This is a genomic window from Gelidibacter maritimus, assembly GCF_014062315.1.
Lineage (GTDB): Bacteria > Bacteroidota > Bacteroidia > Flavobacteriales > Flavobacteriaceae > Gelidibacter > Gelidibacter maritimus.
In genome coordinates, this window is record NZ_JACGLT010000006.1 from 44808 (window position 1) to 66064 (window position 21257).

At 37.1% G+C, this 21257-nt stretch carries 10 protein-coding genes; 5 read left to right on the forward strand and 5 right to left on the reverse strand.

Translation table 11 applies throughout. The features are described 5' to 3' along the window. Positions 1 to 57 precede the first annotated feature (57 nt). The 5 genes from H3Z82_RS09215 (at position 58) to H3Z82_RS09235 (ending at position 9711) form a co-directional block, all read left to right on the forward strand. Positions 58 to 3390: a SusC/RagA family TonB-linked outer membrane protein gene (locus H3Z82_RS09215; RefSeq protein ID WP_182205213.1), complete on the forward strand. Its 3333-nt coding sequence runs from the start codon at positions 58 to 60 to the stop codon at positions 3388 to 3390. Between the two features lie 4 nt (positions 3391 to 3394). Continuing rightward, positions 3395 to 4771 carry a RagB/SusD family nutrient uptake outer membrane protein gene (locus H3Z82_RS09220; RefSeq protein WP_182205214.1) on the forward strand — a complete coding sequence of 459 codons (1377 nt, stop codon included), beginning with the start codon at positions 3395 to 3397 and terminating at the stop codon, positions 4769 to 4771. Further along, a complete protein-coding gene (locus H3Z82_RS09225) occupies positions 4771 to 5985 on the forward strand; it encodes a thioredoxin fold domain-containing protein (RefSeq protein ID WP_182205215.1) in 1215 nt (404 codons plus the stop codon). Before H3Z82_RS09220 ends, H3Z82_RS09225 begins: the two co-directional genes overlap by 1 nt. A 22-nt stretch (positions 5986 to 6007) precedes the next feature. Then, complete coding sequence (locus H3Z82_RS09230; RefSeq protein ID WP_182205216.1) at positions 6008 to 7384, forward strand: TlpA family protein disulfide reductase; 1377 nt, start codon at positions 6008 to 6010, stop codon at positions 7382 to 7384. A 305-nt stretch (positions 7385 to 7689) separates the two neighbouring features. Then, entirely contained in the window at positions 7690 to 9711 is a 2022-nt protein-coding gene (locus tag H3Z82_RS09235; RefSeq protein ID WP_182205217.1) for a protein-disulfide reductase DsbD family protein, read from the forward strand. A 154-nt stretch (positions 9712 to 9865) separates the two neighbouring features. Here the strand turns inward: H3Z82_RS09235 and H3Z82_RS09240 are convergent, their stop codons facing one another. The 5 genes from H3Z82_RS09240 to H3Z82_RS09260 form a co-directional block, all read right to left on the reverse strand. After that, positions 9866 to 12106: an FUSC family protein gene (locus tag H3Z82_RS09240; RefSeq protein WP_182205218.1), complete on the reverse strand. Its 2241-nt coding sequence runs from the start codon at positions 12104 to 12106 to the stop codon at positions 9866 to 9868. Positions 12107 to 12275: 169 nt separating this feature from the next. Next, positions 12276 to 12842 (reverse strand): hypothetical protein, encoded by a 567-nt coding sequence (locus tag H3Z82_RS09245; RefSeq protein WP_182205219.1) that lies wholly within the window; start codon positions 12840 to 12842, stop codon positions 12276 to 12278. A 60-nt stretch (positions 12843 to 12902) separates the two neighbouring features. Beyond that, on the reverse strand, positions 12903 to 16355 hold the full coding sequence (locus tag H3Z82_RS09250; protein WP_182205220.1) for a pyruvate carboxylase: 3453 nt from the start codon (positions 16353 to 16355) through the stop codon (positions 12903 to 12905). A gap of 393 nt (positions 16356 to 16748) precedes the next feature. Beyond that, a complete protein-coding gene (gene htpG / locus H3Z82_RS09255; protein WP_182205221.1) occupies positions 16749 to 18662 on the reverse strand; it encodes a molecular chaperone HtpG in 1914 nt (637 codons plus the stop codon). Between the two features lie 179 nt (positions 18663 to 18841). Continuing rightward, on the reverse strand, positions 18842 to 21253 hold the full coding sequence (locus tag H3Z82_RS09260) for an alpha/beta hydrolase family protein (protein ID WP_182205222.1): 2412 nt from the start codon (positions 21251 to 21253) through the stop codon (positions 18842 to 18844). Positions 21254 to 21257: the final 4 nt, after the last annotated feature.

A 21257-nucleotide genomic window follows, 5' to 3' on the forward strand; every position in this document is an offset into this window, starting at 1 on the left:
TTAATCCCTTTTGAGTATTTAATTAATTAAAAATTTAACTAACTAAAACACAAATTTATGGAAATTAAGTTTACCAACACGCTTTTCTATCCTCGGAAAGCTATTCTAAAATGTATCATGAAAACATTTATCCTTTTATTTTGTACTTCAGTATTTAGTTTGACATCAACGACAATTTTATCACAGGATGCTAAAATTAGTATTGACCAGAATAAAGTATTGTCCATTGACCAAGTTTTTGACCTGATAAGGACGCAAACCCAATATACATTTATATATCAGGAGGATATGTTTAAGAATGCGCCTAAGGTTACTTTGGAAAAAGGAGTAATTACAGCAAATAAACTTCTTGAACTTAGTTTAGGAAACAACAATTATGAAGTTATCCTAACTGGAACCAATGAGATTATTATCAAAAAGAAAAAACAACAGTCTGTTGTAACTGGTCAGGTCAAGGATGAAAACGGTATGCCCTTGGGTGGTGTTACAGTGTTGGTTAAGGGATCCGCTAATGGTGTCGCCACTGACATAGATGGGAGGTACTCAATAAAGGCCTCAAAAGGAGAGGTTTTAAAGTTTAGCTACGTTGGCATGATGCCAGTTGAAATTCCAGTTGGAGATGATTTAATAATAAATATAGTTCTTACGGTAGATTCTGAGTCTTTGGAAGAGGTTGTTTTAGTAGGTTACGGTTCTCAAAAGCGAAGTGATATTACGGGTTCAGTTACTAAAGTTAATGTTGCTGAAATGAATAAAACTAATCCAATAAGTGTTGATAACGCATTGGTCGGGAGGGCTTCTGGAGTTCATGTAGTAACTGCGTCAGGAGCACCTGGGTCAAATGCCTCTATAAGAATTCGTGGTATAACTTCAGTTTTTGGTAACAACGAACCTTTGTATGTTATTGACGGTTTACCAATGGAAATTGGTCAAGGGCAGGGCAACGATTTTTATGCTCAAAATTTCTCAAGTACTTTGTCGCCACTTTCATCGATCAACCCGATGGATATTGAGAGTATTGATATTTTAAAAGACGCATCCGCAACCGCTATATATGGATCAAGAGGTGCTAATGGAGTAGTTATCATAACTACTAAAAAGGGAAGTTATTCTTCGGTCCCAAATATTAGTTTAAGTTCTACCACATCCATATCAAGCTTTACCAATGATTATTCCATGCTTGATGCGAACCAATATCATAGCGTTGTTGAAGAGGCATATGGAAATGCAGGAGCGACAATTCCTAATGATGATGAGCTTTATCCATTTGGTAGAGAAGTGAATACCAACTGGCAAGAGCAAACAGATCAAACAGCAATTAATACTAACTATTATTTAAACGCTAATGGAGGGTCACTTAATGGATCTTCACTTTATTCCCTTTCGGCAGGCGTTACAGACCAGAAGGGTGTTATATACGGCACCAATTACAAAAGGAACAATTTAAGAGCAAAACTTGAAACGAGTTTATCTGATAAGTTAAGAGTAGGCGTCAATTTTAACTATAGTGACTCCAATAATAAAGGAAGTAATACCACATTTTATTACCAAATCATAAAATATAGACCGGACATTCCAATTTTTGAAGAAGATGGCAGTTATGCAAATGATCCCGCCAACTTTCAGTCTAACCCTTACGCTAAAGTGAGGTATCCATCTTATGTAGATAGTAAAAATTTGATCCTTTCCTTGTTTGCTGAATATGAACTTACTAAAGGATTACAGTTCAAGTCCACTTATTCTTACACAAAGGGAGATAATGAAAGCTTTAGATATACGCCAAGTTATGATCCATTTGAGTTAAGAAATAACAGAAAAGGGACTTTAAATCAATCAAACTCTGGTTACTCTTCAAGAATCTGGGATAATACTTTGACTTTTAGTAAATCTTTTAACAGACATGATATCAATACTGTGGCAGGAGTTTCTTTCACAGAAAATAGTAGTGAATATACGAGTATAAGAGCCACCGATTTTCCTGATGATGATGTGATGGTGACGCCTGGAGCAGCATCTAGTTTGAACTTAACTAGTGGTGGGACTATTAGCGGACTGGCTTCCTACTTTTTAAGAGCTAATTATAACTTTGATAATAAATATTACCTAACATTCACAGGAAGAGCAGATAATTCAACAAAGTTTGGACCTAAAAACCAGTGGGGCTATTTCCCATCGGGAGCTATAGCATGGCGAATTTCTAAGGAGAAATTTTTCAATGTCGATTTTATAGATGATTTAAAATTAAGAACGTCTTATGGGAAAACGGGATCTGCCAATTTTTCAGATTTTCAGTATGCAACATTCTTTGAAGCGGGAAGTTATTACAATAACAACAATGGGGTTATATCCAATACCATTCCTAATCCAGACATTAAATGGGAAACCACTGACCAATTGGATATCGCTTTGGATTTCTCAATGTGGGATAGAAGAATCAATGGTAGCGTTGGTTACTTTAATAAAAATACTTCCGATCAGATTTTACTGCGAGATGTCATTCTCGAAACAGGAGGAACAAGCCAATATTCGAATATTGGAGATTTCTTGAATAAAGGTTTTGAATTTCAGATTGGCGTGGATGTTATTGCTACAGAGAGATTTCAATGGACTTCTGAGTTTAATATGACCACCATTAAGAGTAAAGTGTTAAAATTGAATGGAGGTTATTACAGGAATTTGATTGAAGGAGAATCTATTAGTTATTTCGAAGGGTATAGAGTAGCTAAAATTTTTCAGAACCAAGAAGAAATAGACGCACTAAATGCCGCATCTCCTAATGGTGTTTATCAATCAAATAATACAGCTCCTGGAGATTTTATGTATGTTGATGTTAATAATGACGGTTATATAGGTGGAGATGATAGAGATATTATTGGAAACGCAGAACCAGACTTCTTTGGTGGATTCAATAACATCTTCAGATTTGGGAATTTTGAAGTCTCAGCCTTATTTAATTATAGTGTTGGTAATTATTTGTACAACAGCAATAAGAAGGATCTGTTGATCTTTAGTAATTACAATAACAATTATTCTAAGGAAATTCTTGGGGCATGGACATCACAAAATCCGAATGTGGATATACCTCGATTAGTTTCTGGCGATCCAAACAACAATAGAAGAGATTCTGATTTTTTCATTGAAGATGCCTCCTTTATTAAATTGAAAAACTTAAATATCACTTATAAATTTAATCCAGATATATTAAAAAAGTTATTTATACAACGTGCTAGTGTCTCTTTATCGGCAAGCAATGTATTTGTAATTACAAAATACAGCGGCTTAGACCCAGAGGTAAACTATAACGCTGCCAGTAATTTCAGCCAAGGGTATGACAGCGCAAGCTATCCATCCGTTAGAACTTTTACATTAGGATTAAACTTAAACTTATAATATTATGAAACTATTTAAAATATATACATACGCTATTCTCGTCTTAGCGCTTTTAGTTAACACCTCCTGTAACTTAACAGATGTTACAGATGTAGAGCCAGTATACCAGGTTTCTGAAGACAAGGTGATTACAAATTTAGATCAAGCTCAAACCGTTTTATATGGTACATATGGAATTCTAAAGAGTCTAGAGTTTACAGGATACGCTCCTGGATTGACTTCCTTGATGGGTGTTACCATGAAACCTGGGTCGTTTGCTGGAAGTTCTGAACATGCGTTTTTTAATAACGATGTGTCTCCTGATAATTTTTATGCAGAAATTATTTATGCTAAAATGTATTTTTTGATCAATAATGCTAATCATGTAATCACTAAAACGGAGTTACTAGAGGCTGATGAAACAAGAAAAAAAGAAATCATTGGAGAAGCAAGAGCTTTGAGGGCCTTGTCTCATTTTTATTTGTTGCGTCTTTGGGGACAATTTTATGATATCAATTCTGAATATGGTATCGTCTTGAAAGAACAGCCAATTAAAGATGCTACAGTTCAGCCACGAGCTACAGTGTCAGAAGTATATGACTTGATTTTGGCCGATTTGGAATATGCCATTCAAAATGCGCCTGACTTTTCAGATACATTTTACACCTCAAAAATATTTGCGAAAGGATTAAAGAGTAAGGTGTTATTGTATAAAAAAGAATATGTACAAGCCGCACAAGCAGCTTTAGAAGTAATAGATTTAGAGCAAAGAACACTTGAAGATACTTTTGCCGATATTTTTATAAAAAAAATCATTGACACTAAAGAGGTACTCTTTCAAACACCTTTTGATAATCAAAATGACCGTAATAATAAGGCATTTATATTTCGAGCTTATTATTTGCCTTCAGATTATTATGTTGACTTTATGGATGGTGATGCGAGAAAGGACGCTGCAATCGCTTACACCACTTCAGGAGCTGCACGGAACGCAAAGTTTAATAACTCTACCTATAATGGGGTTCCTTTAACCGCTGATACAGAGTATTTCCTTCGTTTAGACGAAGTCTATTTAATTTATGCCGAAGCAGTTTTAAGAGGTAATGATGATGTAGATGCCGCATTAGATGCTCTTAATGAGATTAGGGAACGTAGTGAAAACCCGCTGGTTACGACTACCGATAAATCTGAACTCATAGAGATTATTCGTAACGAAAAGATTTATGAATTGGGTGCTGAAAGTGGTGAAGATTGGTTTGATTTGGTGCGGTTCCATAAAGAAGGAGATCTTGATATCAGTAATTTTAAAACCATTTCATCAGATTCAAAACTTATTTTACCAATACCTATGCAATCTGTCGACTTGTCCAATGGCCAAATTGTTCAAAACCCTGACTACTAATGAAAAATGTAATCGTATTAGTAATTTTAAGTTTAGCGTTATTCTCATGTAAGGATAAGCCGTCTGAAGTAAATGAAAAAATAGAGAGTTTCGGAGAAATTGATTTTCGGGAATCAAATTTTGAAAGTCTTTTAGACATGGCTGCTAAAGAAAATAAATTAATTTTCATTGATTGTTACACTTCTTGGTGTGCCCCTTGTAAGTGGATGGATAAAAATATTTTTGTGAAACAAGATGTTTATGAGTTTTATAATAAATCTTTCATCAATGCTAAAATAGATATGGAAAAGGGTGAAGGTCCTAAACTGGGCAAGAGATTCGGTGTCCAATCTTATCCAACGTATCTTTTTATCAATAGTAAAGGAGAATTGGTTCATAAAGCCACCTCTAAAATGAGTGCGGAAGAATTTATTAACGAAGGTAAGAATGCCATAGATCCTTCAAAAGCATTAGGCTCACTTTCTGAAAAATATGAAGAGGGTGTTATGACTAATGAAGAAATGTTGGATTATTTGATGGCGTTAAACCAAATCAGAGACTCAAAAACAAATCAAGTTTATGACAAATTACTTACCAACGTTGATGATAGTTGGCTGAAGTCGGTTTTGGGTTGGCGACTTATTGAGGCCTTTGTTTATGATGATACTCATAAGCTTTTCAAGTTTTTAGATGACAATAAACAGCATTATATAGATTTGATTGGAATTAATGTGGTTAATAAAGTATACAAACGAGCACTGACCAGAAATATATACCGTACCTCTAAAAATACAGATGAAAAGCTGTTTTTTGAGCAATTGGATTCCTTAAAGAAATTGTCTGAGACACCTCGTGATGTTGCAATTATACATTCTTCCTATTACGCAAATACTGATAATGCTGAAGAATTTATCAATACCACGAATTATTATTTAGATAATTATTTGCAGGATGACCCAGAAACTATTGCGTTTATTGCACGCTCTGCCGCTCGTGAAGATCAAAAAAACATGGCCATTTTAAAACAAGCTGCTTATATTATTGATAAGGCTTATAAAATAGATCCTGATAATTATGGCACCGTAGGGACCTATGCACAAATATTGAGCGCCATTGGTGAGAAAGAAAAAGCAATTGAGTTGGGAGAAATCGCTGTTAAAATGGCAGATACTATTAGTAGTAAGGTTAAGAACCGTGCTATGGAAAATTTAGAAGCCATAAAAAAAGCGAATTAAATAATCAAAAATCAAGAATTAAATGAAAAGACTATTAATTGTTTTAACAATAGCGACTATAACTCTGTCTTGTAGAAATGAAATGCCTAACGACTTTACTGTGTTTTCAGGTGAGATCACAAATATAATAGATGATAAAATCATATTGGCAAATCATGATAACAGTGAGAGAGACACTATTGCGGTATCTGAATCTGGTAAGTTTTTAGATACTCTAAAGATTAGCACAGGATCATATTTAGTTACATACGGTAAAATTTTTATGAGGGTCCATCTTGAACCAGCATCACATTTAAACATCACCTTTGACACAAAAGATTTTAAAAACACTCTAAACTTTTCTGGAAAAGGAGCTGCTGTCAATACTTATTTGCAAGAAAAAATTAAGAGAGAAAGAGAATTGATGGGAAGTTTTGAGGAATTCTATAGTCTGGATGAAGTTGAGTTTAAGAAGAAGGCTAATGATATCAAAACGAGTATGGAACATTTCATTGATGACCAAATGAATATTTCCGATGATTTCAAAAAGAAAGAAATTCGAAACATTGGACATGAATTTGTTGCAAAGTTATTGGGATATGAAAGGTCTCATAGCTATGTTATTAAAGTGCCTGATTTTAAGGTTTCTGCTGATTTTTTGCCAGAAATGACAGGATTTGATTACAATAATTCTGAAGATTTTAATTTCTCAAGTTCATACAGACGTCTTGTGTCAAGCCATTTTAGAGAGACTGCCAAAAACATTTCAGACTCAGAGAATCTTGAAGAAGATGTGGCGTATTTAAAGGTTGTTTCCGAATCTCCAAATCAGGAGATAAAAAACAAGCTGTTGTTTGATGAAGCTAAAAATGGAATCTCATATACTGCTAATTTGGAGGATTATTATGAGGTCTACATAAAGGCTTCTACTGATATAAAAAATAATGAGATTATTACAGAGAGTTATCATAAACTTAGAACCGTAGCCAAAGGAATGCCATCTCCAAAGTTTTTTGATTATGAAAACAATGACGGAAGTAAAACTTCTTTAGAAGATTTAAAAGGGAAATATATTTATGTAGATGTTTGGGCAACTTGGTGTGGGCCATGTATAAAAGAAATTCCTTCCTTAAAGAGAGTTGAAAAGGAGTATCATGGCAAGAACATTGAGTTCTTAAGCGTATCGATTGACAAACAATCTGATCATGGAAAGTGGAAAAAAATGATTGTGGATGAGAATTTGGGTGGCATTCAAGTATTAGCAGATAATGCTTGGGAGTCAAAGTTTGTGCGAGATTATTTAATCATGGGTATTCCACGTTTCATTTTGTTGGACCCCGATGGCAATATTGTCACAGCTAATGCACCAAGACCTTCAGATGATAAATTGATTGATTTGTTTAATGAATTAAATATTTAATTGCAGTTTTTGTGGATTATTAAAACAGGGTGGTTTTGAAAAGTAAGTTTTTATTAATTAGGACTATTAATTTTCTTATATAATAAACCACTTCTTAAACTGTTGTTAAAAACCTATAGATCGATGAGTAGAGTTGCACCTTCCTACTTCTTTTAATTACCTTTGCACCTTGAATTTTATAAGTATTAAAATTTTTAACATTTTATTATAAGGGCATTCTGCATTTGCAACGTCTTCTTGATAGAGAAGTTATATTTCATGTTTCTTCTGTTTTAAATATTCATAATCCTAGCTAATACTACCCTATGAGAACTATCTTTCTTTACTTTTTATTGGTTTCCTTAACCTGGACAACAGCAAAAGCTCAAGTTTTGGATCCCGTAAAATGGTCTACTTCAGTTGAGAAAATCTCCGACACAGAATATGATTTAATTTCAACAGCCACTATTGACAGAGGCTGGCACTTGTATTCACAAGAGGTTCCTGAGGACGGCCCAATTCCAACAACGTTCATGTACGACACTGGTAAAGATGTTGAACTTATAGGTAATACCACCGAAGAAGAGGGGCGTACCGTTAATGACCCCGTATTTAATATGCGCATCAAATATTTTGATGATTCGGCTGAATTCAGGCAACGCATCAATATCCTTAACAAAGAGTTATCGATAGTTAAGGGTGAAGTAGAATTCATGGTCTGTGATGATATGCGATGTTTGCCTCCCGCTTATATCGACTTGGATTTTGATTTGACGAAAGCTAAAGGATTTACAGGTACAGATTCTGTTGTCTCTGAAGAAGAAAGCACTATCAATTTTCAGGAACCGGTAAAGGTGGATAGCGATGAAGAGGTTGTTATTACTGAAGAAGAGGAGAAAGAAGCAGAGAACAGTGGTCTGTGGACGATTTTCATTCTTGGAATGGGCGCTGGGCTTATCGCCTTGTTTACCCCATGCGTTTTCCCATTGATACCTATGACGGTCAGCTTCTTTACCAAACAAAGTCAGAACAAGGCTGAGGGAATAAAGAACGCCATTATATACGGCATTTGTATCGTTGTCATCTATGTTATTTTAGGTACGGGCGTTGTAGCCATCTTTGGTGCGAGTGCTATTAATGAGTTCTCAACGAGTGTGACCTTCAACCTATTGTTCTTTATTATTCTCGTGATATTCGCAGTGTCCTTTTTAGGTGCTTTTGAAATAATGCTACCTCAATCCTGGGCAAATAAAATTGACAGTAAAGCTGGTAAAGGAGGCTATACAGGTATATTCTTTATGGCTTTGGCCCTTGCCATTGTCTCCTTTTCTTGTACAGGACCATTTGTTGGTAATATTATCGTCCTTTCAGCCACCAAAGGCGGATTGGCACCTATGATTGGAATGTTAGGTTTCTCCATTGCTTTGGCCTTGCCATTTGGCTTGTTTGCAGCGTTCCCGGGATGGTTAAATTCACTACCTAAATCTGGTGGCTGGTTGAATACAGTTAAAGTGGTTTTAGGATTCTTGGAATTGGCATTTGCTTTTAAATTCCTTTCCCAGGCAGATCTGGTGTTGCAGTTGCATTTCTTGGAGCGTGAAGTATTCATCGCTATCTGGATTGCTATTTTTGGTGCTTTGGCGTTTTATCTGTTTGGAAAGATCAGATTGCCACATGATTCTCCGTTGACGCATATTTCAGTGGGACGTTTAAGCCTTGGCCTGTTGGTGTTGAGTTTTACTATTTATATGATACCAGGACTATGGGGTGCACCACTTAATTTGATCAGTGCGTTCCCTCCGCCGTTGGATTATTCTGAATCGCCTTATGGTGTGGGTAATTCCAAAACCGGGGGCGGATTTAGTGCAGGCGAAGCTCAAGTGCTTCCTGACGGTGGCCATTTATTGGCACCGCACCAAATATTGGCCTTCAATGATTACGATAAAGGCATGGCCTATGCCAAAGAAGTTGGCAAGCCAGTGATGTTGGACTTTACCGGATGGGCTTGTGTCAACTGTAGAAAGATGGAGCAGAATGTTTGGCCAAATGACCAAGTCCTCAATATGCTTAAAAATGAAGTCGTCCTGATTTCATTATATGTTGATGACAAACGAAAGCTTGAAGACGATGAAATCGTGGAATCACAACTCCGACCAGGTAAACAATTAAAATACATTGGACAGAAATGGAGTGAGTTCCAGACCATAAAGTTTAAAACAAACACCCAGCCATTTTACGCATTAATAGGGCATGACGAAGAAAATCTTAATGATCCTGTTGGCTACACACCGGATGCGCAGGAATATCTTGCATGGTTGAAAGAAGGTGTAGCTGCATACGAAAATTAGTATTAAAGCTATATGTTGAAAGACGCCAACAAAACTGGTTGTTGTTTTTCATCTGATGTAAATATATATAACTATGAAAAGCCACTTCTATTAATGAAGTGGTTTTTTGATTGTTAAGCCACGCTCTTCTATATTATCTGAAGAACTTCAATGGCTACAGAACCTCTTGATATTTTGAAGTTGCTTTTCTAAGATTTTCTGAAAGCGTCTTTAGCCAGATTAATTGATTGGAAATTAAGTATGCTTCTTGAAGATTGTGGAGTGTTTCAGTGTCGATTTCTGTATGACCATTTTGAATGTTCTCGTCGCGCATTCTAGATAGACTACGATAGGTTTCCATTAATTTCTCCTGGGCTTTTTCAATATCGATTGTGATTGTTTCACAATCGGCCTGAACGTTTTTTAAAATAGAGCAGGAGGCTTCAAGAGTATTGGCTATTCTCCGAACTATGGCATCAAATTCTTTGGAAGCTGGCGTGGTTTGATGGTTGATAATAAAACTGCCAATAGACGCAATAGCCGACACCATGGTTTGGTTTAAGGTGACCATGTCGTAGATCAGTTGAAATTCCACTTGTTTGGATTTTGGATCTTGTGTCAATCTTTGGAAAGCGGCATTCAAATTGCTTATAGCTAAAAAAGCTTCCTTCCGAGCCAACTTATATGGGAGTTCATTTTTATTCTTGTCATAATATAATTCTTGGGTAGCCAAAAGATATCTTCTGTTCTTGTTTAAAGCATCGACAAGTACATTCTTTAGGTTTAAGGCTTCCCAACTTGGCCATAAAGTGTAATTGGCAATAACGGCAATCCCAGCACCAATGATAGTGTCAATCACCCGGTATTGAATCACCTGAAAGGCATCAGGATTGATAAGTGAATACACGAATATGATATTTATGGTGATAAATGCCGCCGCAGATTTAAGATTTTGTTGTACGAGTGAAAAGGCCAGGGTTAAAGAGATGATTGCTAAAACCCCGTAAACGATGACATTTTGAGTCAGTAGTACAATACCAATAGCTATGGCGGCACCAATAAGTGTCCCAATAATTCGGTCTTTGGAGCGCTCTTTGGTTAGGCCGTAGTTGGGTCGCATAATCACAATGATGGTCAGTAGAATCCAATAGGTATTTCTGATGTCGAAAAGAGTTCCTAGCATAAACGCAAATATGATAGCAACTGTAAATCGTAGGGCATGCCTGAATAAAGTAGAATTCCAACTGAAATTCTGTACAATAACGTTCAGGCGATACTCTTGAAGCGTTAAAAACTGACTAGTGTTCTGGCGTTTTAAGGATACCTTTGAAGCATCTTTAACATTGGCCATTATACGACGAATAGCACTGATTTCATCAAAAATATTTTCTTGGTAATCATAAAGATTCCGAAGTGCTAATGCTCCTTCACGAGCCTTTGGCAATTGGATATCCTCAACATATTTTGATATTGCCTCTTTAGCTTTTGACAGGGCAGTAATTAGAGTGTCGTTATCTGAAATTTTATCATTTTGGATAAGTAATTCTGATAAAGTCATTAAATGGCGACCCATGACTTTATTTAGGTCCTTAAAGGCTTTAAGATGTTTTCGATCACTAAAAAGTCGATCTATTTCGTTATAATCTAAGTGTTTGGCCTCAATAAGTTCAAAAATATTAACCGAAGATATAAAGATCAACAAATGTTTTTCATCATAATGCGAACGCCCTGAACGTTTGCGCTCAAACAGAAGTAATTCTCTTAAAGTTTCATGTTTTTCGTTGATCTGGCTTTGCAGTACGAATGCTTGTTGTATGAGTTCTTGACGTTCTGATTTTTTTGTCAATAGGCGTGCTCGTAATATCAAATACTCTCCAATAAAAGTCATACTATCAGACAAAAATTGGATTTCATCTTTTTTAGGTGATAGTTTCCTGAATAAAAAAGATATGAGCAAATACCAAAGTCCCCCACAACCAATGAGTAAAACATGGGATAAAATTTCAAATGGCGTTTCCTTTTCAACCGCAAAAGCCAAAACCATAGCTAATAGCCCTGAAAATGATACCATCGAGCCCCTAAACCCATATACGGAAATAAAAGAGACAAAAAACGAAAAAACGGCAAGTGCCACAATGACGAGTAGGAAGTAAGGTTTGCAAAATAAAATGGTGGCTGTAATCAGCATTGTTAATGCGGTACTGATTAAAATCGCATTGACCTTACGTTTTAGACTTCCTGGAATATCACCAGGCGCATTTAAAAACGCACCCATAACAATGGCAGGAGCATATTCAAAATGACCCAGGAAATAAAAGACCGCCAAAGGAATTATTACGGCAAAGGTGAGTCGGAGCCCTCTGTGAAAATGGGAGCCTTTTAGGAATAATTCTATGGTTTTAAGGAGTGCTTTCAAGAAGTTGTGAGATTGATTGCAAAGGTAAACTAATTGAATTGGTCTAAATACAGGTCAGATTATTATAATGTTATTCATTTACAAATGTTGGCAAATAAAAAACCACATCTTTTTGGAAGTGGTTTTTAGATATTAGTATTATTTTGGTTATCAATGATAAACAATGGGATTAATCTTCACTTCCCCATGGTGCACTTGGTGTTTCTACTTCCTTGGTGAGGTCAAATTTCACTGAAAATAATCGGTCTGTACCAATCCGTCGTAGATTATAAGTGAATGAATTTTTATCTACAGTAATCCACCATACATTATGTGCAGCATGGGCTAATAGATTGGCGGTAAACTGATCAGCTGGAAAAAACTGAATATTTGAGCGTCCTGTATTTGGGCTCAGTCCACCGTATTGGGTGACATCATCATCAGTGCCATCCATCTTTCTGTGATCGTGCTTTAAGAGAATCAAGTTATCTTCTCCCATGGTCAATACCCAAGTACGCGATTTGTCATCACCAACAAAAAATGGAATTCTGAGTACATTGTCTTCACAACTGCGAACGTGCATGACCAATTTTTCTCCTGTAAAACCATCGCCTTCTTGGCCTCCAGCTATTATTTCGCCTTCATAAGCTTTACCACAGTGACTTTTAAGAGTGTCCCAAAATTGAACAGATCCAGGCACCTCCTGCGCCAATAATTGGAGCGGTACTGCCAATAAAATAAAAAGTAGTTTTTTCATGGTTCCAAGATATGTATTTAAATGGTAGTTGGCAATTGAATTGAATTATCAACCCCAAAATCATTCCACCGTCAAAATCAAATCATCCTGCATCACCATTGTGCCTTCCTTAATGGTGATAGATTTTACTTTTCCTGCTTTAAATGCCGTTACTGTAGTTTCCATCTTCATGGCTTCAATGATAAATAATGGATCATTTTCTTTGACCTTTTGACCTCTTTTCACCAACACTTTGTATAGTGAACCTTGTAAAGGCGCACCAATTTGATTGGCATCAGCAGGATCAATTTTCTCATGGGTTTCTTTTTTGATATTGAGTGATCTGTCCAAAACCTCTACCAAACGGTTTTCGCCGTTTACTTTAAAGAAAACAATTCTGACACCTTCCTCATTGGGAACACCTACCGAAAGTAATCTGACAATTATGGTTTTTCCAGGTTCCAGTTCAATGAGGATTTCTTCACGTTGCTTCATGCCGTAAAAGAAATTCTTGGTAGGCACTAAACTTATATTACCATACAGCTTATAATTCTCGTGCGCTTGTTCAAAAACTTTTGGATATAAGGTATAGGATAAGAAATCTTCAATTTCAATAGCCCTGGTAAATCCTTTCTGAAACTTCTTTTTGAAAGCGTCGTATTCCACATCAAAATCTATAGGTTTTAAGTGAGCATTAGGTCTATCGGTATAGGCTTTGTGATTTCTTAAAATGATTTTTTGTAATTTCTTTGGAAACCCGCCGGTCGGTTGACCTAAATCGCCTTTAAAGAAATTTATCACGGATTCTGGGAAGGATATTTCCGAGCCGCGTTCCAATACATCCTCTGGGGTGAGATTATTGGTGACCATAAAAATGGCCATATCACCCACTACTTTAGAACTTGGCGTTACTTTTATCAAGTTGCCAAACATGGCATTAACCTGAGCATACATTTTTTTGACCTCGTCAAATCGATCGCCCAATCCTAGTGCAATGGCCTGTGGTCGCAAATTGGAATACTGACCACCTGGAATTTCGTGTTGAAAAACTTCGGCTGTACCAGCTTTTAATCCAGATTCGAAAGGATAATAAAGTTCGCGGGTGTCTTCCCAGAAATTTGAGAACTGATTTAAGGTGTTCATATCAAAGTCGTGGGCTCTTGGTTGACCCTTCATCATTTCAACAATCCCATTGAAATTGGGTTGTGAGGTCAATCCTGACAAACCACCCAAGGCCACATCCACCACATCTACACCGGCTTCAATGGCTTTAAGGTATGTTGCCGTTTGTAAAGATGAGGTGTCATGGGTATGCAAATGAACCGGCAGCTTGACTGTGTCTTTTAGTGCGCCCACCAATTCCGTTGCGGCATAGGGCTTTAATAGTCCCGCCATATCCTTAATGGCGATCATGTGGGCACCTGCATTTTCAAGGTCTTTCGCTAATTGGGTATAATATTTTAGGGTGTATTTGGTTTCGTTGACATCTAAAACATTCCCAGTATAACTTATGGCAGCCTGTGCAATACCTCCTGTTTTGTTTCTTACGAAATTAATGCTCGGTTCCATGGCTTTGACCCAGTTGAGGGAATCAAAGATTCTAAAAATATCCACGCCATTTTCCCAAGATTTTTCTACGAATTTCTCTATAAGATTGTCTGGATAGGCTTTATATCCCACACCATTACTGCCACGCAATAACATCTGAAACAAAATATTTGGGATTGCTTTTCGCAATTCGCGCAAACGTGTCCATGGACTTTCGTGTAAGAAACGAAGACAGACATCAAATGTCGCGCCGCCCCAAACTTCCATGCTGAACGTATTCGGGTGGTTTTTGGCAAAACTTTCAGCAACTTTCATCATATCGAAAGTCCGCATTCGAGTGGCGAGCAGCGATTGGTGTGCATCACGCATGGTGGTGTCGGTATAATGAATTTTAGTATCATTTTTGAGCCACTCACAGAATTTCTCTGGTCCCATTTCTGTCAACAGATCCTTTGTGCCTTGGGGATGCGGTGCGGCTAAGTTGAATTTTGGCACCTTCGGATTTCTGAAAACTTTATTTTCTTCTTTATATTTTACATCCGGATTGCCGTTGACGATCACTTCAGCCAAATACTGGGTTACTTTGGTAGTTCGGTCTTGTGGTAGTTTAATTTTGAAAAGGGAAGGGGTATTCTGAATGAAATTTACAGTTACTTTTCCTTCTTTAAATGTATCATGTAGGATCACATTCTGTAAAAAGTGGATGTTGGTGTTGACACCTCTAATCCGAAACTCTTTTAGTGCGCGCACCATTTTACGAACGGCACCGTCCAAAGTCCTACCGTGGGCAGAAACTTTTACGAGCATCGAGTCAAAAAACGGGCTCACACTGTAGCCTTGGTAGATACTTCCTGCATCCAAACGGATGCCCATTCCCGACGCACTTCTATAGGTAGTTATTGTGCCATAATCTGGAGTGAAATTATTACCAGGATCTTCAGTGGTCAATCGGCACTGTAAGGCAAAACCATAAGTTTTTATGGACTCTTGATCGTAGATCTTAATTTGTTTATCCGATAACTTATAGCCTCCTGCAACAAAAATTTGCGTTTTGACCAAATCAATACCGGTAATCATTTCGGTAACCGTATGTTCCACTTGAATACGTGGATTGACTTCAATAAAATAGACGTTATCAGCTTTGTCCACTAAAAACTCTACGGTTCCAATATTATTATAATTGACTTCCGTTGCTATGTCTACAGCGTATTTATAAAGATCTTGCTTGACTTTTTCGGAAACGTTATGTGAAGGCGCAATCTCCACCACTTTCTGATGACGACGTTGTACCGAACAATCTCGTTCAAATAAATGGCGGATGTTCCCGTGATTATCGGCCACAATTTGAACTTCAATATGTTTGGGGTCTTCGACATACTTTTCAAGGAACATGGTGTCGTCACCGAATGAATTGAGGGCCTCATTTCTGGCAGAATCGAAATTCTGTTCCAGATCTTCGGCTTTTCTGATGATACGCATCCCACGCCCACCGCCACCTGAAGCCGCTTTCAACATAAGAGGATAGCCAATGTCTTGTGCCTCTGATAAGGCGATTTTTAATGAGGATAATTTCTTTTTATTACTTTCTATAATGGGCACTTTGCACTTGACAGCAATCTTCTTAGCGGTTATTTTATCGCCTAAGGCATCCATGACCTCAGGAGAGGGGCCGATAAAAACGATATCGTTTTTGGCACATTTTCGAGCAAATTCTGAATTCTCTGAAAGGAAACCATAGCCTGGATGAATAGCATCAACATTCTTGGACTTAGCCAAAGCGATGATTTCATCCATGTCCAAATAGGGCTTTAAAGGCTGATTGTCTTCGCCAATTTGATAGGATTCATCCGCCTTATTGCGATGTTGTGAATAGCGGTCTTCATAGGTGTAAACGGCAACTGTAGCAATGTTTAATTCTGTACAGGCGCGCATGGTGCGAATGGCAATTTCTCCTCGGTTGGCAATAAGTACCTTTTTTATTTTCATTTTTAATAGTATATGATGATGTGTGGATCCTTTATGAATGTAAACTTCCTGAAGTATAGCTGTTAGATATTCTGTCCCAAAACAGCTCTTAGGGAAGTTGTTTTATTTGGAAATGAGCTTTTCAACCACCGAATCCTACGATGTCTTCGAAGATAATTTTTAAATTATTTAAAAACAAAGAGTAGGCCTAAAAATATAAGTATTTTAATTTGGGAGATGATTGAGATTAAATAGTTAGGAGCAAGATTGTATGTGAAGAAATGGGCCCTTGCTACGTGGTTTTTTAAAACGAAATTGTAGAACTAGACTTAATGGCACAAAAAAACCATCCCGGTTTTGACAGGATGGTTTTAATCTTAAGACTTAATTCTAAAAGCGTAGCGCTCTTAATTCTTACTTTATCATCTCATAAGAGCGTTTGATGAATTCGCTCAGTTCTTTTCCTTTAAGCAAGCCTTGAGATAGGCGCGCTAAATCTAAACTTTGAGATATCAAGCGTTCTTGTTTTTTCTTGGTCTTGGTGCTTAAAATTTCACCTACCAAATCAGAATTAGTATTGACGACCAGGTTGTACATCTCTGGCATATTTCCCATGCCAAACATACCGCCACCACCAGTTGCTTGCATCTCTTTCATACGACGCATAAACTCTGGTTGGGTGATGATAAATGGTGAGGCATCACTATCCATAGCTTCCAATTGAACGGTAAACTTCTCTGAAGGAATGGCTTCCTTAAGAATCGTTTCCAAATCAGTTTGTTGCTCTTCAGATAGCTTTGAAATTTTAGTGTCCTCTTTCTTAATCAAGTTATCAATATGGTCAGCATCCACACGTGCAAAAGTGATGTTCTCTTTTGTAGTTTCCATTTTTTGCATCAAGTGACTAATAATTGGCGAATCCAATAGCAACACCTCATAGCCTTTAGCTTTAGCTGCCTCCGTATAACTGTGTTGTGCATCTTCATCAGACGCATATAGGATGACTAACTTACCATCTTTATCAGTTTGATTGTCCTTGATTTTGTCGAACAATTCTTGATAAGTATAATATTCCCCATCAACCGTTGGGTATAGAGCAAAGGCATCAGCTTTTTCAAAGAATTTATCTTCTGAAAGCATTCCATATTCAATGACAATTTTGATGTCGTTCCATTTCTTCTCAAAATCCTCACGGTTCTCATTGAATAAAGATTTCAGTTTATCAGCTACTTTACGGGTGATATATGAAGATATTTTCTTCACATTACCGTCTGCTTGCAAATAACTACGGGATACGTTCAGTGGGATATCTGGTGAATCAATGACTCCTTTCAGCATGGTCAAGAATTCCGGAACGATACCCTCTACATTATCTGTAACGAATACCTGATTTTGGTACAATTGAATTTTATCCTTTTGGATATTCAAATCGGCCGTCATTTTCGGGAAATATAAAATCCCTGTCAAATTGAATGGATAATCCACATTCAAATGGATATGGAATAATGGTTCCTCAAACTGCATTGGATACAGTTCTCTATAAAATGCAGAGTAGTCTTTATCTTCTAATTCAGTAGGTTGCTTGGTCCACGCCGGATTAGGGTTGTTGATGATATTATCAACGGTAATTTTCTTTTGAGGCTCTGTAGTTTCTTTACCGTCTTTATCCTTTTTGGTTTCTGGTTTATGATCTGGATCGTTAACTTCCTTAGTTCCAAATTTGATTGGAATAGGCATGAACTTATTGTACTTGGTCAATAATTCGTTGATCTTAGATTCTTCTAAAAACTCAAGAGAATCCTCTGCAATATGAAGGATAATTTCTGTACCGCGTTCTGTTTTTTCCGCTGGTTCTAAAGTGAATTCAGGAGAGCCATCACAGGTCCAAAGTGCAGCAACAGTATCCTCTTTGTAGGACTTGGTAAGGATTTCAACTTTCTCTGCAACCATAAAAGCGGAGTAGAATCCTAATCCAAAATGTCCAATTATTCCGGAATCCTTTTCTGCATCCTTATATTTGTCCAAGAACTCTTCGGCTCCTGAAAAGGCGATCTGGTTGATGTATTTTTCAACTTCTTCTGCAGTCATCCCAATACCTTGGTCAATGATGTGTAGCTTTTTGCCTTCCTTATCGATTTTTACTTCGATTTTTGGATTGCCATATTCTACTTTTGCCTCACCGATATTGGTTAGGTGCTTTAATTTTAAAGTGGCATCTGTAGCGTTACTGATTAACTCACGTAAAAATATTTCGTGATCACTGTATAAGAACTTCTTAATCAGTGGAAAGATGTTCTCTACCGAAACATTAATATTCCCTTTTGTCATATTTTAATTTATTAAATGTTACCTCTAATTCCGATAGCGATCGGGAGGGAAACTGATTGAACTTTTAGTTTGTTTCATTGTATGAGTCAACAAAAATGCCAATCCGACATTTATGACAAGATGGCATAAAAAAAGCCATTCCGATAATAGAATGGCTTTTGAAAAGAATTTATGTGTTTTTACTTTTTGTTTTTAACGTGAGTTTCCAACCATTGGTCTTGCTCCCATAACATGTGCATTACAGATTCTTTGGCACGATAACCATGGCTTTCGTTAGGCAACATAACCAGTCTTACTGGTGCGCCTAAACCTTTCAGGGCGTTAAAATATCGCTCACTTTGCATAGGATAGGTGCCAGAGTTGTTGTCGGCTTCACCATGAATCAATAACAAAGGTGTTTTCATAGTATGGGAATTCATAAACGGAGACATGGTATTGTAAACGTCTGGTGCTTCCCAATAATTTCGTTCTTCACTTTGAAACCCAAAAGGTGTCAAGGTTCTATTATATGCACCGCTTCTTGCAATACCTGCAGCAAATAGGTTGGAATGAGATAATAAATTAGCCGTCATAAACGCCCCATAAGAATGTCCGCCAACCGCAACACGATCTCGATCAATATAGCCCATGGCATCAACGGCATCAATGGCCGCTTTGGCATTACCCACCAATTGCTTTACAAAAGTATCGTTAGGTTGTTCATCACCTTCCCCAACAATTGGAAAAGCTGCATCATCCAATACTACATAACCTCTTGCTACCCAAAATAAAGGTGAGCCGTACGATGGATATGTGAATTCATTAGAGTTTGAGGTGCTTTGAGCAGCACTATTTTTGTCTTTATATTCTCGCGGATAAGCCCATAAAAGCATTGGGTATTTTTCCCCTTCTTTATAATTGGTTGGTAAATATAATGTTCCGGTTAATGGCAATCCGTCATCGCGCTTGTAAGTAATGACTTCTTTATGCACGTCCTGTAAGCTCTTAAATGGATTCTCAAATTGAGTTAAGGGTTGTAAAGCGATACGCTTCTTGATATTTCTGATATAATAGTTGGGATATTCGTTTTTTGATTCAATTTGAACCACGAACTCCCCAGCTTTAGCATCTAATGCAGAAACGATATTCTCTACTTTATCCGTTAAATTCGATTGGTATAAACGTTTTGTTTTTTGATTATTAAGATTCATTTCATCTATAAACGGAAATTGTCCTTCAGAACTATAACCATCACCAATAAGATAGGCTTTTCCTTTATTGATATCCAAAACAGATTCGTCGTAGGCATTTAAAGTGGTTACAAAACTGCCAGGATCACTATAGACATCTTGGTAATTTCTATCAGAGAGTACTTTTGGAGCCTTGCTAGCATTGGATGGATCAAACAAATAGGTTCTTGTATTTCTGCTGTTCCACCATCTGTCATAAGCAATGGCAGTATTCTCGTTGCCCCATCGGATTCCGGCATAACGATCTTTTAATTTTAAAATCGATTGCTTATTGGCAGTAAATGGCGCTTTTTGTTGAAACACTTCATCTCTAAACGACACTTCCTTTGCTGGATCTCCCTCATCTAAAGCTTCCACCCATACCAGGGTTGCAGGCTGATCATTACGCCAGCTTAGATTACGCATTCCTGTACGTACCGCCATAAACCCTTGTGGTAAATCTTCAATAAGTGGTACCTCCAATATTTTTTTGACTAACGTGCCATTGGCATCATAAATAGTGGTGGTAGAAGGAAACCTGCTATAAGGTACTAAATAGGAAAAAGGCTTGTCTATGGTGGTAATCATTACATAATTACCGTCTGGAGAAAAGTTGATGCTTTGATAGATATCTGTCGATTTCCAATTGCTTGAGTTTCCACTAAGGTCAACTTTTTGGATATCAGACAGCGCCAATTGTTCAAAATTATATTCGTCGTTCGGATTTTTAAGTAAATCTTGATAGGTTCTATTTTGAGCTTTTACACCCGCTTCACTTACAGAAATTGTTGGCCCTTCCGGAACAGATTTCTCTGGATCAATCAATTCTTTTTTAGAAGAAGGCAGGGTTTGTACCAATAAATAGTTACTGTCTTTTGACCATGTATAAGGTCTGCCCATATTGGCATTCAGATTGTCTTCGGTTAACTTCTTTGCCTGTGCAGTGCTGATATCAATGTACCATAATTCTACACCTTTTGAAGTAGTATTTGTGAACGCCGCATAGTTTTGATTTGGAGACCAAGATAAATAGGCATACCGTCCGTTTTCTGGCATTCCTGATATATTTTGAGGATTACCTTCTCTACCATTTCTAATTTTAAAATCGGTATAGTAGGTTGTTCTACTGCCAATATTTGTTACTGGGTTAATTCTCAATCCGCCGAGACGCATTTCAGTTTCCGATAACTCTTCAATAGTTTTGTAGTTGCTTCTGTAAAGGAAAATAAAATTTTCACCTTGTCGATCCATACTTATACGTGGTGCCAATGGTGCCTCTGCAAGATTTAGAATGCTCGGATCAGGTTTTTGATAGGATAAATTGACTTGCCCAAAGCCAAGAAGGGACAGTAAAAAGAAAAAATTCAGTAGAAATGCTCTCATTGTG

Bases quoted from the DNA above. Each gene is read 5' to 3' on its own strand.
- H3Z82_RS09215 (WP_182205213.1), top strand. From the start codon at position 58: ATGGAAATTAAGTTTACCAACACGCTTTTCTATCCTCGGAAAGCTATT.
- H3Z82_RS09220 (WP_182205214.1), top strand. From the start codon at position 3,395: ATGAAACTATTTAAAATATATACATACGCTATTCTCGTCTTAGCGCTT.
- H3Z82_RS09225 (WP_182205215.1), top strand. From the start codon at position 4,771: ATGAAAAATGTAATCGTATTAGTAATTTTAAGTTTAGCGTTATTCTCA.
- H3Z82_RS09230 (WP_182205216.1), top strand. From the start codon at position 6,008: ATGAAAAGACTATTAATTGTTTTAACAATAGCGACTATAACTCTGTCT.
- H3Z82_RS09235 (WP_182205217.1), top strand. From the start codon at position 7,690: ATGAGAACTATCTTTCTTTACTTTTTATTGGTTTCCTTAACCTGGACA.
- H3Z82_RS09245 (WP_182205219.1), bottom strand. From the start codon at position 12,842: ATGAAAAAACTACTTTTTATTTTATTGGCAGTACCGCTCCAATTATTG.
- H3Z82_RS09250 (WP_182205220.1), bottom strand. From the start codon at position 16,355: ATGAAAATAAAAAAGGTACTTATTGCCAACCGAGGAGAAATTGCCATT.
- htpG (WP_182205221.1), bottom strand. From the start codon at position 18,662: ATGACAAAAGGGAATATTAATGTTTCGGTAGAGAACATCTTTCCACTG.
- H3Z82_RS09260 (WP_182205222.1), bottom strand. From the start codon at position 21,253: ATGAGAGCATTTCTACTGAATTTTTTCTTTTTACTGTCCCTTCTTGGC.